The sequence below is a fragment of the Escherichia sp. E13S3 genome, assembly GCF_004212325.1.
GTDB lineage: Bacteria > Pseudomonadota > Gammaproteobacteria > Enterobacterales > Enterobacteriaceae > Escherichia.
Genome location: NZ_RHJR01000015.1, coordinates 172,304 through 185,299 on the forward strand (window position 1 = coordinate 172,304; position 12,996 = coordinate 185,299).

The 12,996-nt window shown below is 51.5% G+C and carries 15 protein-coding genes; 3 read left to right on the top strand and 12 right to left on the bottom strand.

Annotated elements, in window-relative coordinates:
• Window positions 1–2 precede the first annotated feature (2 nt).
• From pgpA to nrdR, 6 genes are all read right to left on the bottom strand, one after another.
• Window positions 3–521 carry a phosphatidylglycerophosphatase A gene (gene pgpA / locus D9597_RS15370; protein ID WP_130223239.1) on the bottom strand — a complete coding sequence of 173 codons (519 nt, stop codon included), beginning with the start codon at window positions 519–521 and terminating at the stop codon, window positions 3–5.
• A complete protein-coding gene (gene thiL, locus D9597_RS15375) occupies window positions 499–1,476 on the bottom strand; it encodes a thiamine-phosphate kinase (protein ID WP_130223241.1) in 978 nt (325 codons plus the stop codon). The genes pgpA and thiL overlap by 23 nt, the downstream gene beginning before the upstream one ends.
• A gap of 78 nt (window positions 1,477–1,554) precedes the next feature.
• Window positions 1,555–1,974, bottom strand: a complete 420-nt coding sequence (gene nusB / locus D9597_RS15380; RefSeq protein WP_000801125.1) for a transcription antitermination factor NusB — start codon at window positions 1,972–1,974, stop codon at window positions 1,555–1,557.
• A 19-nt stretch (window positions 1,975–1,993) separates the two neighbouring features.
• The gene (ribE, locus tag D9597_RS15385) at window positions 1,994–2,464 is read right to left on the bottom strand and encodes a 6,7-dimethyl-8-ribityllumazine synthase (RefSeq protein WP_001021161.1); all 471 of its coding nucleotides are present in this window, start codon (window positions 2,462–2,464) and stop codon (window positions 1,994–1,996) included.
• An 88-nt stretch (window positions 2,465–2,552) separates the two neighbouring features.
• Window positions 2,553–3,656 (bottom strand): bifunctional diaminohydroxyphosphoribosylaminopyrimidine deaminase/5-amino-6-(5-phosphoribosylamino)uracil reductase RibD, encoded by a 1,104-nt coding sequence (gene ribD, locus D9597_RS15390; protein ID WP_130215428.1) that lies wholly within the window; start codon window positions 3,654–3,656, stop codon window positions 2,553–2,555.
• 3 nt (window positions 3,657–3,659) lie between these two features.
• Entirely contained in the window at window positions 3,660–4,109 is a 450-nt protein-coding gene (nrdR, locus tag D9597_RS15395) for a transcriptional regulator NrdR (protein WP_064527125.1), read from the bottom strand.
• A 150-nt stretch (window positions 4,110–4,259) separates the two neighbouring features.
• On the opposite strand from nrdR, the gene D9597_RS15400 reads away from it, so the two are divergent.
• Window positions 4,260–4,802, top strand: a complete 543-nt coding sequence (locus D9597_RS15400) for a DUF3251 domain-containing protein (RefSeq protein WP_130223243.1) — start codon at window positions 4,260–4,262, stop codon at window positions 4,800–4,802.
• A 297-nt stretch (window positions 4,803–5,099) separates the two neighbouring features.
• A complete protein-coding gene (tsx, locus tag D9597_RS15405) occupies window positions 5,100–5,984 on the top strand; it encodes a nucleoside-specific channel-forming protein Tsx (protein ID WP_116836751.1) in 885 nt (294 codons plus the stop codon).
• A 395-nt stretch (window positions 5,985–6,379) separates the two neighbouring features.
• On the opposite strand, the gene yajD is transcribed toward tsx, so the two are convergent.
• The 6 genes from yajD to queA all read right to left on the bottom strand — a co-directional run bounded on the left by yajD (window position 6,380) and on the right by queA (window position 12,320).
• On the bottom strand, window positions 6,380–6,727 hold the full coding sequence (gene yajD, locus D9597_RS15410; RefSeq protein ID WP_000974823.1) for an HNH nuclease YajD: 348 nt from the start codon (window positions 6,725–6,727) through the stop codon (window positions 6,380–6,382).
• Between the two features lie 128 nt (window positions 6,728–6,855).
• A complete protein-coding gene (gene secF / locus D9597_RS15415) occupies window positions 6,856–7,827 on the bottom strand; it encodes a protein translocase subunit SecF (protein ID WP_130206230.1) in 972 nt (323 codons plus the stop codon).
• Window positions 7,828–7,837: 10 nt separating this feature from the next.
• Window positions 7,838–9,685: a protein translocase subunit SecD gene (secD, locus tag D9597_RS15420; protein WP_130215424.1), complete on the bottom strand. Its 1,848-nt coding sequence runs from the start codon at window positions 9,683–9,685 to the stop codon at window positions 7,838–7,840.
• Window positions 9,686–9,712: 27 nt separating this feature from the next.
• The gene (yajC, locus tag D9597_RS15425) at window positions 9,713–10,045 is read right to left on the bottom strand and encodes a preprotein translocase subunit YajC (protein ID WP_000007629.1); all 333 of its coding nucleotides are present in this window, start codon (window positions 10,043–10,045) and stop codon (window positions 9,713–9,715) included.
• A gap of 22 nt (window positions 10,046–10,067) precedes the next feature.
• Entirely contained in the window at window positions 10,068–11,195 is a 1,128-nt protein-coding gene (tgt, locus tag D9597_RS15430; protein WP_000667317.1) for a tRNA guanosine(34) transglycosylase Tgt, read from the bottom strand.
• A 54-nt stretch (window positions 11,196–11,249) separates the two neighbouring features.
• Complete coding sequence (queA, locus tag D9597_RS15435) at window positions 11,250–12,320, bottom strand: tRNA preQ1(34) S-adenosylmethionine ribosyltransferase-isomerase QueA (RefSeq protein ID WP_130223245.1); 1,071 nt, start codon at window positions 12,318–12,320, stop codon at window positions 11,250–11,252.
• Between the two features lie 92 nt (window positions 12,321–12,412).
• Here queA and acpH point away from each other — a divergent pair, with 92 nt between their 5' ends.
• On the top strand, window positions 12,413–12,994 hold the full coding sequence (acpH, locus tag D9597_RS15440; protein ID WP_130223247.1) for an ACP phosphodiesterase: 582 nt from the start codon (window positions 12,413–12,415) through the stop codon (window positions 12,992–12,994).
• Window positions 12,995–12,996: the final 2 nt, after the last annotated feature.

Here is a 12,996-nt window from a genome sequence, read left to right on the forward strand (position 1 = left end):
AACTATGACAGAAGACCCAACGGCCAGTGATGACCGATAAAGTACAGGATGCCTGCGGAAATCACCCCGGCGACAATATCGTCGATCATGATCCCCATGCCGCCATGTACATTGCGATCAAACCAGCGGATCGGCCACGGTTTCCACATATCCAGAATACGGAAAATCACAAACCCGGCGGCGACCCACTGCCAGTCATTGGTCGGCAGCGCCATCAGAGTGATCCACATGCCGATAAATTCGTCCCAGACAATGCTGCCATGATCGTGCACGCCCATATCTTTCGCGGTCTGATGACAAAGATAAACGCCAATACAGATCCCCAGCATGACTACCAGCGAATAAAGCTGCCAGGGTAAAAAGGTCATCAGATACCAGAACGGAATCGCCGCCAGCGATCCCATCGTGCCAGGAACAATCGGGCTTAATCCACTTCCGAATCCGACAGCAAGCAAATGCCACGGATTACTCATCTTCAGGCGACTTTTCGCGACATCTTTATGGCGTGGCAAAATGGTCATATCCTTTCCAGTCTAACGTGACAGGTTCGCCGTCACGAACAAAACAGAGTCCTTCTATATCGGCGGTCATTTGCCCGATACAGGTAAATGGTACGCCCAGATGTCCCAAAGCGACATCCAGCGCGCCACGGTTCAGTTCCGGCACAGTGAAACACAACTCGTAATCTTCGCCACCAGAGAGCGCCCAGCGCAGCGCCTGTTCCGGTTCAACGTGGCGAGAAAGTGCGTCAGAAAACGGCAGCAATGCCAGGTCAATGCGTGCGCCGCAGTCGCTGGCTTTCACGATATGCCCGAGATCGGAAATCAAACCGTCAGAGAGATCGATGGCTGAATTTGCCAGATCGCGCAATGCCTGCCCCTGTAAAATACGCGGCGACGGACGGAGGTGACGTTTAATCAAGTAGTCCGCATCTTTAGCATCGGCAACCTGCAAACGGTTTTGCAAAATCGCCAGCCCGGCGGCGCTATCGCCCGGCGTACCGGTCACATAAATCCAGTCACCCGGTTTCGCCCCAGAGCGCGTTAAGGCTCGTCCCATCGGAACAAAGCCGTGGATACCCAACGTCATTGATAATGGCCCACGCGTGGTGTCGCCGCCAATGAGTTGCATATCGTAATAATTGAGAAGATCAAACAAACTGTCGCTGAAGGACTCAAGCCACGATTCGTCTACGTCCGGTAAGGTTAATGCCAGCGTCAGCCAGGCCGGATCGGCGCCCATCGCTGCCAGATCGCTTAGGTTTACCGCCAGTGCTTTGTATGCCAGATCCGCAGGATCGATATCAGGGAGGAAATGGTTGCCCGCCACCAGCGTATCAGTGCTGATCGCCAGGGTCTGTTTCTCGGGGATATTGAGAAGTGCGCAATCGTCGCCAATGCCAAGTTCGACATCAAGACGAGAGCTTCTTACACGGTCAAAATAACGGGCAATCAGGGAGAACTCGCCACATGCCATACGTTATGCCTCAGCAGGTAAAAAAGAAAAGGCCGGCGAGTGCGGAACTGTTTTTCCGTTACTCTGCCGGCCTGGATATCACTTTTTGTTAGGGCGAATCACAGGTGCTGCTTTATCCAGTACGCCATTGACGAACTTATGGCTGTCTTCTGCGCCGAACGATTTCGCCAGTTCGATCGCTTCGTTAATGGCCACTTTGTATGGCACATCGCTACGTTTAGACAGCTCGTACAGCGCAATGCGCAGTACCGCTTTTTCTACCTGACCCAGCTCTTCCAGCAGGCGGGACAGGTATGGCTTCATCAGTCCGTCGAGGTATGCGGTGTTAGTCGCCACCCCGGCCAGCAGCTCACGGAAGTACAGGACGTCAACGTCTTTTACATCCTGTTCAGCCAGGAACTGGTATTCAACATCAGCGATGTCGTTCTGGGACAACTGCCAGGAGTAGAGCGCCTGGACGGCACACTCACGAGCGCGGCGACGAGCAGCAGGTTTCACGGATTTCCCCTTACTAATTTCAGGCCTTGATGGCTTTCAATACATTAATCATTTCAAGCGCGGTCAGTGCAGCTTCTGCACCTTTGTTACCAGCTTTGGTGCCAGCACGTTCGATCGCTTGTTCAATGCTTTCAGTGGTCAAAACCCCAAAAGCAACCGGAATTTCGCTGTCCTGGGCAACATGCGCCAGGCCGTTGCTTGCACCACCAGCGACATATTCAAAGTGGGCAGTGCCACCACGAATAACCGTACCCAGCGCAATCACCGCGTCGTATTTACCGGTTTTAGCCAGTGCACCCGCCGCCAGCGGCAGCTCATAGGCACCAGGCACCCAAACAACGGTAATGTTTTCATCTTTTACCTGACCGATACGTTTCAGTGCGTCAATTGCACCTTCCAGCAGGCTGTCATTGATAAAGTTGTTGAAACGCGCAATGGTGATGGCGACGCGAGCGTCCGGGGTAGCAACGTTAGCTTCAATAATGTTCATTTTCTTCCTTCGGGTTCGAGTATGGCCCCGCAGGGGGGCGGATTTTAGCATAATATTTCGTGCGCTGCTTCCCTTTCGAGCCGGGAGATCATGCACCCACTAAATGCAGGCAAACATCCGGGCCTACATGACGTATCTCTTTGAATTTAAATTGGGGCGCGTCGGCTAATTTCTCAAGCCCCGGCAGCGTACATAATCCGCGGGCGTCGCTGCCTAATAGTTTAGGTGCGATATAGACAATCAGCTCATCGACTAAACCCGCCTGTAGCAATGCGCCAGCGAGCGTTGGCCCCGCTTCCACCCAGATGCTGTTAATCTGCTGTTTACCCAGTTGCATCATCAGAACAACCAGATCCAGATGACCTTTATGCTCTGGAATCAGCAAAGTACGCACCGTTTCCGGCCATGCACGAGAATCTTCCTGCGTACGCGCGAACCAGGTTTCGCCCGGCTGCTGCACGATGCGGTGTTCCGGCGTCACGCGATTTTGGCTATCAATTACAATACGTACCGGCTGACGGAGATTTTGTTGCGGATAGAGAGCCTGAGTTTGTTCATCCAGTTCAGACCAACGCACCGTTAAGGCTGGATCGTCCGCCAGCACCGTGGCGCTGCTGGTTAAAATAGCATGACTTTGCGCGCGCAGACGCTGAACATCGCGTCGAGCCTGAGGTGAAGTGATCCACTGGCTTTCACCGCTGGCCATCGCGGTGCGGCCATCTAGCGACGCGCCGAGTTTCAACTGTATATAAGGAAAGCCGGTGCGCATGCGCTTGAGGAAGCCTTTATTCAATTGCTCGGCTTCGCTCATCATCAGGCCGTGGCTGACGTCAATGCCAGCTTGTTGCAAACGGTAAAGTCCACGCCCAGCGACCTGCGGATTAGGGTCCTGCATCGCAGCCACCACGCGCGCCACGCCAGCAGCAATTAATGCGTCACAACACGGCGGCGTACGACCATGATGACTACAAGGTTCGAGTGTCACATACGCCGTTGCGCCTTTGGCTTTTTCACCTGCCATGCGCAACGCGTGTACCTCGGCATGCGGTTCGCCCGCGCGGTGATGGTAACCTTCACCGACAATTTCGCCATCTTTCACAATGACGCAACCGACATTCGGGTTAGGGTGAGTGGTGAAGCGCCCTCGTTGCGCCAGCTTTAGCGCCCGCGCCATGTATAACTCGTCCTGCACGGTTTAATCCTCCAGGCGCGCAATCTCTTCGCCAAATTCTTTGATATCTTCGAAACTGCGATAGACAGAGGCAAAACGGATATAGGCGACTTTGTCGAGCTTTTTCAATTGCTCCATCACCAGATTGCCAATCATTTTGCTCGGCACTTCGCGCTCACCGGTGGCGCGGAGTTGCGATTTAATATGGTTGATCGCCATTTCGACGTCATCGGAACTCACCGGACGTTTTTCCAGCGCCCGCAGCATTCCGCTACGCAATTTTTCTTCATTAAACGGTTCGCGCACGTCGTTGCTTTTCACGACACGCGGCATAACCAGTTCCGCCACTTCAAAAGTAGTGAAACGTTCATTACACACCAGACACTGCCGACGGCGGCGTACGGAAGAACCCTCGCTCACGAGACGAGAGTCAATTACCTTAGTGTCCACGGCGAAACAGAATGGGCAATGCATACGGCGTCCTGACCAGGTGGTTAATAGAAATCTATTTTACCCTGAACTGGCGATACAACAAAGGCGCAACGCTTTTGAGATAAAGGATCGATGCTTTCACGGCTTTAAGCCTCTACCATTAGGATAATTGTGACGAGAAAGGGACTACCTATGAACATTAAAGTATGTTTTCGACTACTCCTGCTGGGAAGCCTGTTCAGCCTGAGCGCCTGTATGCAGCAAAGCGAAGTGCGACAGATGAAACACAGCGTCAGCACGTTGAATAAAGAGATGACTCAGCTCAACAAAGAAACTGTCAAAATCACCCAGCAAAATACGCTGAACGCAAAATCCAGTAGTGGGGTTTACCTGTTACCAGGTGCAAATACACCGGCACGGCTGGAAAGCCAAATTGGCAATTTACGTATGTCGCTGGTGAATATTACGCCAAATGCAGATGGCACCACTCTGACGTTACGGATTCAGGGCGAGTCCAATGATCCTTTACCCGCTTTCAGCGGAACCGTTGAATATGGACAAATTCAGGGAACAACTGACAACTTTCAGGAAGTCAATGTGCAGAATCAATTGATTAACGCACCTGCCAGCGTCCTCGCTCCGAGCGATGTTGATATTCCGTTACAGTTAAAGGGTATTTCTGTGGATCAGTTAGGTTTTGTACGTATACACGACATTCAACCTGTTGTGCAGTAAACGTATCGCGGGGCGTTTTGTGCGTCCCGCAACATCCTCCCCCGTCATTTTGTTACTCCGCTTACATCACCCAGATTGATAGTAAAAGTTTGCAACAAGGGTGAAAGTCAGTACAATCCCCGCCCGAATATGTGTAAACGTGAACGCAATCGATTACGTAAATGATAGAACTGTGAAACGAAACATATTTTTGTGAGCAATGATTTTTATAATAGGCTCCTCTGTATAGGAAATATTTAGAAACGCAATTTGCGCCTTTTTCACTCCCGTAAGGGATTTTCAAACAGTGGCATACATATGAAAAAAACATTACTGGCAGCCGGTGCGGTACTGGCGCTCTCTTCGTCTTTTACTGTCAACGCAGCTGAAAACGATAAACCGCAGTACCTTTCCGACTGGTGGCACCAGAGCGTTAACGTAGTTGGTAGCTATCACACTCGTTTCGGACCGCAGATCCGTAACGATACTTACTTGGAGTATGAAGCATTCGCTAAAAAAGACTGGTTCGATTTCTATGGTTACGCGGATGCGCCGGTATTCTTCGGCGGTAACTCCGATGCCAAAGGTATCTGGAACCACGGTTCTCCGCTGTTTATGGAAATCGAACCGCGTTTCTCCATCGATAAGCTGACCAATACTGACCTTAGCTTCGGTCCGTTCAAAGAGTGGTACTTCGCGAACAACTACATTTACGACATGGGCCGTAACAAAGATGGTCGCCAGAGCACCTGGTATATGGGTCTGGGTACTGACATCGACACTGGCCTGCCGATGAGCCTGTCCATGAACGTGTATGCGAAATACCAGTGGCAGAACTACGGCGCAGCGAACGAAAACGAGTGGGACGGTTACCGTTTCAAAATTAAATACTTTGTGCCGATTACCGATCTGTGGGGCGGTCAGTTAAGCTACATCGGTTTCACCAACTTCGACTGGGGTTCCGATTTGGGTGATGACAGCGGTAACGCAATCAACGGTATTAAGACACGCAGCAATAACTCCATCGCTTCCAGCCATATTCTGGCTCTGAACTACGATCACTGGCACTACTCTGTCGTAGCTCGTTACTGGCATGACGGTGGTCAGTGGAACGATGATGCAGAGCTGAACTTCGGCAACGGCAACTTCAACGTTCGCTCTACCGGCTGGGGTGGTTACCTGGTGGTAGGTTACAACTTCTGATTATGAAAATGCCGGGATTTATTCCCGGCATTTCAGATTGTCGACAACGTGCGCTTTGTTCATGCCGGATGCGGCGTAAACGCCTTATCCGGCCTACAAAAGCACGTAAATTCAATATATTGCTGAGATAACGTAGGTCTGATAAGCGTAGCGCATCAGGCAATTTTATGTTTGTCATAAAGCTCAAATAACGAATTTTGTATCCGGCATCTCAAATTGTTAACAACATGTGCTTTGTTCATGCCGGATGCGGCGTAAATGCCTTATCCGGTCTACAAAAGCACGCAAATTCAATACATTGCTGAGATTACGTAGGCCTGATAAGCGTAGCGCATCAGGCAATTTTTCGTTTGTCACAAAGCTCAAATAGCGGATTTTGTATCCGGCATTTTTTATTACTTCTTCTTATTCATCATCGCTTTTAAATCAGCAAACGGGTTGTATTTCGCTTCACCGACATCTTTCTGCGCATCTTCCCCTGCGATGACCGTCGTACCATACTGATCCGCTTCGGTATATTTCGAATGCTCATGATCATGGCAATAGAGACAAAGCAATTCCCAGTTACTGCCATCTTCCGGGTTATTGGTATGGTCGTGATCGATATGGTGAACGGTAAGCTCACGCAGGTTGGAATAGACAAACTCGCGGGAACAGCGACCGCAGACCCACGGATAGAGTTTTAATGCTTTTTCACGATAGCCGCTTTCTAACCGCGCATAGTTTTTTGGGATGATAGCCATGAAAAGTTACCTGGATGAAATGTAGGGTTACGCGCAGTTTCCCAAGATGCGGGGATTTTCGCAATCTCCATACATCAAAAAAAATCCCGATCTTCTGACCGGGATTTTCAACATCAACGGGAACTTGATTAAGGCAGAATTGACGGCTGATCCGCCCCTTCTTTTTCCACTTTCTGCTGCAACATGTGTTCGCGCTTCATACCCAGTTTCAGGGCCAGCGCCGATGCTACATAGATGGAAGACGCGGTACCGATGGTTACACCAATCAGCATGGTCAGCGAGAAGCCTTCCAGCACCGGGCCACCGAAGAGATACAGCATCAGGATAACCATCAAGGTGGTACCGGATGTGATCAAGGTACGGTGCAGCGTCTGGGTCAAGGACACGTTAAAGATTTCGTAAGGCGTACCGCGACGGATTTTGCGGAAGTTTTCACGAATACGGTCCGATACCACGATACTGTCGTTAAGCGAGTAACCGATAACCGACATCAACGATGCCACAATGGTCAGGTCAATCTCGATATGGAATAACGACAAAATACCCAGTGTAATGATAACGTCGTGCGCCAGCGCGATTACTACCCCTGCCGCCAGTCGCCACTCAAAGCGGAAACCGACATATACAAGGATAGACAGCAGTGCCGCCATCAGCGCCATCGCACCGGTTTGCGCAAGGTCTGCCCCTACGCTCGGACCGACGAACTCAATACGCTTCACCGCCGCGTTCTGATTGGTAGCTTCGTTAATCACCTTCAGAACTTTGCTGCCCAGCACCTGACCACCGGTTTCGCCTTCAGCTGGCGGCATGCGGACCATGATGTCGTGGCTGCTACCGAAGTTTTGCAGCATCGGCTCTTCAAAGCCCGCTTTCTGCAATGCATCACGCATTACATCAATTTCAGCCGGTTTTTCGAGCGTAATTTCAATAACCGTACCACCGGTGAAATCCAGCCCCCAGTTAAAGCCGCGCACGCCCATAATGACGATCGCGGCGATTAAAAGTAGACCAGAGATGCCGAAAGCCCAGTAGTCCCAGCGCATAAAGTCGTAGACTTTACGGCCGTGGTTTAGTTGTTCAACAGTATATTCCTGTGCCACATCGCACTCCTCAGATTGACAGCTTCTTGACGCGCTTGCCGCCATATAGCAGGTTTACGATGGCACGCGTACCGACAATCGCGGTAAACATCGACGTCGCCACACCGATACCGGTAGTAATCGCGAACCCTTTAATTGCCCCGGTACCCACCGCGTACAGGATGATGACTTTAATCAGCGTGGTGATGTTCGCATCGAAAATGGAACTGAACGCGCCACGATAACCTTCATCAATTGCCTGCTGAACAGTACGCCCGTTGCTTAACTCTTCTTTAATACGTTCGTTGATCAGTACGTTAGCATCGACCGCTACCGCAAGGGTTAAGACGATACCCGCGATACCCGGCATACTCAGCGTTGCGCCTGGCAACAGCGACATAATGCCGACAATCAAGATCAAGTTCGCAATCAGAGCACTGGTCGCAATCAGACCAAACTTCTTATAGAAGAGGATCATGAACAGAATAGAAACCAGCAGGCCAGCCAGACACGCTTCCAGCCCCTGTTCAATGTTCTGCATACCCAGAGTCGGGCCAATGGTACGTTCTTCAACAATCTGAATCGGCGCGATCAACGCACCGGCACGCAGCAGCAGCGACAGCTGACGCGCTTCGTTCGGGTTGTTGATACCAGTGATACGGAAGCTGTTACCCAGACGAGACTGGATATTCGCGATGTTAATCACCTCTTCCTGTTTCACCAGAACCGCACGACCGTTAGCATCTTTCTTACCGCTGTCTTTGTACTCCACAAACAGGGTCGCCATCGGTTTGCCGATGTTGTCCTTAGTGAAGTTAGACATGATGTTGCCACCAGCGCTATCGAGCGAGATGTTAACCTGCGGCTGGTTGTATTCGTCCTGGCTGGAAGTGGAATCGGTGATATGGTCACCGGTCAGAATTACGCGTTTGTACAGCACAACCGGCTGACCTTCGCGGGTCTGTTTCACTTCAGAGTCACCCGGTACGCGGCCAGATGCAGCAGCGGCCTGGTCAACGTTGGTGTTTACCAGACGGAACTCCAGCGTCGCGGTCGCGCCAAGAATCTCTTTCGCGCGAGCGGTATCCTGAATACCTGGCAGCTCAACGACAATGCGGTCTGCGCCCTGACGTTGTACTACAGGCTCCGCCACACCAAGCTGGTTTACACGGTTACGCAGGATGTTAATGTTCTGCTGCACCGCATATTCACGCGCTTCACTGAGACGCGCATCGCTCATGACCGCACGCAGCTGGTTGCTACCCTGGCTGCTAATGACCAGATCGGGATGACGCTTGCTCAGATATGCAATGGCTTCATCACGGGCGTTGCCATCGCGGAAAGTGATGCTCAGACCGTAATTATTTTCTTTACGAACAGTGGTATACGGGATGCCCTTTTCACGCAGATCGCTGCGCAGGCTATCGATATTTTGTTCCTGAAGTTTGCCAAGCGCAGTGTCCATATCCACTTCCATCAGGAAGTGAACGCCGCCACGCAAGTCAAGGCCGAGCTTCATCGGCTCAGCGTGAATAGCTGCCAGCCAGCGCGGCGTAGCCGGGGCAAGGTTAAGCGCCACGACATATTTGTCACCCAGAATGCCCATTAATGCTTCACGAGCGCGTAGCTGGGTGTCAGTGGAGTCGAAGCGCGCAAGAATAGCGCCCTCTTCCAGTGCCACAGACTTAGCAGTTATTTTTTCTTCTTGTAACGTTTTCTGGACCTGGATCAGCGTTTGCTCACTGGCGGCGACTCCGCGCGCGCCAGTGATCTGAACAGCCGGATCCTCACCAAACAGGTTGGGAAGCGCATACAGCAGACCGATGACAATCACCACGATCAGCATGACGTACTTCCACAAAGGATAACGGTTTAACACGGCAATTCCCTTAGGGAAAAATTTTAATTACAGCGCCTTCATGGTGCCTTTCGGCAGAACGGCGGCTACGAAGTCACGTTTAATAACTACTTCAGTGGTGTCATTCAGCGCGATAGCAATGTAGCCGTTTTCTGCTACTTTGGTTACGCGACCGACCAGGCCACCGTTCGTCAGCACTTCATCACCTTTCGCGATGGAGTCCATCAGCTTTTTGTGTTCTTTGGTGCGCTTCTGCTGTGGGCGCAGGATCATGAAATAGAAAATCAGACCGAATACCACCAGCATCAAAATCAAAGACATCGGGCTACCTTGTGCCGGAGCACCCGTTGCCGCTACCGCATCAGAAATAAAAAAGCTCATTAAATTTCCCTCATTATTAATATTAATCAACGTTCAAAGGTGGTACTTCTCGCCCCTGACGCTGGTAAAAATCAGCTACGAAGCTCTCTAATTTACCCTCTTCAATAGCCTTGCGTAAACCCGCCATCAAACGCTGGTAGTAACGAAGGTTATGAATGGTGTTGAGTCGCGCGCCTAATATTTCGTTGCAACGGTCGAGATGATGCAAGTAGGCACGTGAATAATTGCGACAGGTGTAGCAATCACACTCAGGATCGAGCGGGCCAGTGTCGCTCTTATACTTCGCATTGCGGATTTTCACCACGCCATCGGTCACGAACAGATGACCGTTACGCGCATTACGTGTTGGCATTACGCAGTCAAACATATCGATACCGCGGCGCACGCCTTCAACCAGGTCTTCCGGTTTACCAACGCCCATCAGGTAACGTGGTTTGTCTGCCGGAATTTGCGGGCACACATGCTCCAGGATACGGTGCATATCTGCTTTCGGCTCACCCACTGCCAGACCGCCGACAGCGTAGCCATCAAAACCGATATCTACCAGACCTTTAACAGAGATATCACGTAAATCTTCGTAAACGCTGCCCTGAATGATACCAAAGAGCGCATTTTTGTTGCCGAGGCTGTCAAAACGCTCGCGGCTACGCTTCGCCCAACGCAGCGACATCTCCATAGAGCGCTTCGCGTAATCCCAGTCAGCAGGATAAGGCGTACACTCGTCAAAAATCATGACGATGTCTGAGCCAAGATCGTATTGAATCTCCATCGATTTTTCGGGATCGAGGAAAATCGGGTCGCCGTTGATGGGGTTACGGAAGTGCACGCCCTGTTCGGTGATTTTACGGATATCGCCGAGACTGAAGACCTGGAAGCCGCCGGAGTCGGTAAGGATCGGGCCTTTCCACTGCATAAAATCGTGCAAATCGCCATGCAGTTTCATGATTTCCTGACCCGGGCGTAGCCACAGGTGGAAAGTGTTACCCAGAATAATTTGCGCGCCAGTGGCTTCAACTTCTTCCGGCGTCATCCCTTTTACGGTGCCGTAGGTGCCAACAGGCATAAAACAAGGCGTTTCCACTACGCCACGATCGAAGACCAGGCGGCCACGGCGTGCGCGACCGTCGGTGGTGTCCAGTTCAAATTTCATTTTTTCTCCACTACGTCAGAAAAACAGTCCAACGTTTAAACCAGCGCCGCGGAATTACTCCCCGACGCGCTCATTAATTGCCTGCGGATTGTACGTGATAAACATCGCATCACCGTAACTAAAAAAGCGATATTTCTCTTCTACTGCCGCTTTATAGGCGTTCATGGTGTGTTGATAACCGGCAAATGCGGAAACCAGCATAATCAGCGTTGACTCCGGCAGATGGAAGTTAGTCACCAGCGCATCGACCACTTTGTACTGGAAGCCGGGATAGATAAAGATTTGTGTATCATCGAAAAACGGTTCAATCAGATTGTTTTTCGCCGCCTGGGCCGCGCTCTCAAGCGAGCGAACAGAGGTGGTGCCAACCGCAATCACCCGGTTACCACGCGCTTTCGCAGCCAGCACTGCGTCAACCACATCCTGCGGCACTTCTGCATATTCCGAGTGCATGATGTGGTCTTCAATGGTGTCGACGCGTACCGGCTGGAAGGTACCCGCCCCCACATGCAGAGTCACGAATGCCATCTCCACGCCCTTGGCGCGCAATTTTTCCAGCAGCGGTTCGTCAAAGTGCAGTCCGGCGGTCGGTGCTGCTACCGCGCCTGGTTTTTCGCTATAAACCGTTTGATAAAGTTCGCGGTCTGCATCTTCGTCCGGACGGTCGATATACGGCGGCAGTGGCATATGGCCGATGCTGTTGAGAATATCCAGCACCGAGCGCTCATCGTTAAATTCGACTTCAAACAGCGCGCCGTGACGAGCGGTCATTGTTGCTTTGATGCTTTCGTCATCGCCCAGCAGTAGCTCCGCGCCCGGTTTTGGCGCTTTCGAGGCGCGAATATGCGCAAGAATGCGTTTGTCGTCGAGCATCCGCTCAACCAGCACTTCAATTTTACCGCCGCTAGCTTTTCGCCCAAACAGACGCGCCGGGATCACGCGGGTATTGTTAAAAACCAGAAGATCGCCGGGGTTGAGCTTATCGAGTAAATCGGTGAAAGTACCGTGCGTCAGCGCGCCCGTCGGCCCGTCCAGCGACAGTAAACGACAGCTACTGCGTTCAGGCATTGGATAGTGGGCAATCAGGGATTCGGGCAATTCAAAGGAGAAATCGGTAACGCGCATGACACTGACTCAGACTAAAATAAGAGGCGGGTAGTCTAGTGCCGGGGCGCTCTCCCTGCAACCTTTACCCCCCTTTGGATAGAATATAATCGATGAATTTTTTAGCTCACCTGCATTTAGCCCATCTCGCTGAAAGTTCGCTTTCCGGCAACTTACTGGCTGATTTTGTTCGCGGAAATCCTGACGAAAGTTTTCCGCCCGACGTGGTTGCAGGTATTCATATGCATCGGCGTATCGATGTGTTAACCGACAATCTGCCGGAAGTCCGCGAAGCGCGGGAGTGGTTTCGCAACGAAACTCGCCGCGTTGCGCCTATTACGCTGGATGTGATGTGGGATCACTTTCTGTCCCGCCACTGGTCGCAGTTGTCGCCCGACTTTCCGCTACAGGAATTTGTCTGTTATGCCCGCGAACAAGTGATGACGATTTTGCCGGACTCACCGCCGCGCTTTATCAATCTGAATAACTACTTGTGGTCAGAGCAATGGCTGGTGCGCTATCGCGATATGGATTTCATCCAGAGCGTGTTAAACGGCATGGCAAGCCGTCGCCCACGTCTGGATGCTCTGCGTGACTCCTGGTACGATTTAGACACCCATTACGACGCCCTTGAAACCCGCTTCTGGCAATTTTATCCGCGGATGATGGAGCAGGCGTCACGCAAAGCGTTGTAAGG

Excerpts from the sequence above, each read along its gene's own strand:
- pgpA (WP_130223239.1), bottom strand. The coding sequence starts at position 521 with ATGACCATTTTGCCACGCCATAAAGATGTCGCGAAAAGTCGCCTGAAG.
- queA (WP_130223245.1), bottom strand. The coding sequence starts at position 12,320 with ATGCGCGTTACCGATTTCTCCTTTGAATTGCCCGAATCCCTGATTGCC.
- acpH (WP_130223247.1), top strand. The coding sequence starts at position 12,413 with ATGAATTTTTTAGCTCACCTGCATTTAGCCCATCTCGCTGAAAGTTCG.
- thiL (WP_130223241.1), bottom strand. The coding sequence starts at position 1,476 with ATGGCATGTGGCGAGTTCTCCCTGATTGCCCGTTATTTTGACCGTGTA.
- yajC (WP_000007629.1), bottom strand. The coding sequence starts at position 10,045 with ATGAGCTTTTTTATTTCTGATGCGGTAGCGGCAACGGGTGCTCCGGCA.
- tgt (WP_000667317.1), bottom strand. The coding sequence starts at position 11,195 with ATGAAATTTGAACTGGACACCACCGACGGTCGCGCACGCCGTGGCCGC.
- D9597_RS15400 (WP_130223243.1), top strand. The coding sequence starts at position 4,260 with ATGAACATTAAAGTATGTTTTCGACTACTCCTGCTGGGAAGCCTGTTC.
- ribE (WP_001021161.1), bottom strand. The coding sequence starts at position 2,464 with ATGAACATTATTGAAGCTAACGTTGCTACCCCGGACGCTCGCGTCGCC.
- nrdR (WP_064527125.1), bottom strand. The coding sequence starts at position 4,109 with ATGCATTGCCCATTCTGTTTCGCCGTGGACACTAAGGTAATTGACTCT.
- tsx (WP_116836751.1), top strand. The coding sequence starts at position 5,100 with ATGAAAAAAACATTACTGGCAGCCGGTGCGGTACTGGCGCTCTCTTCG.
- yajD (WP_000974823.1), bottom strand. The coding sequence starts at position 6,727 with ATGGCTATCATCCCAAAAAACTATGCGCGGTTAGAAAGCGGCTATCGT.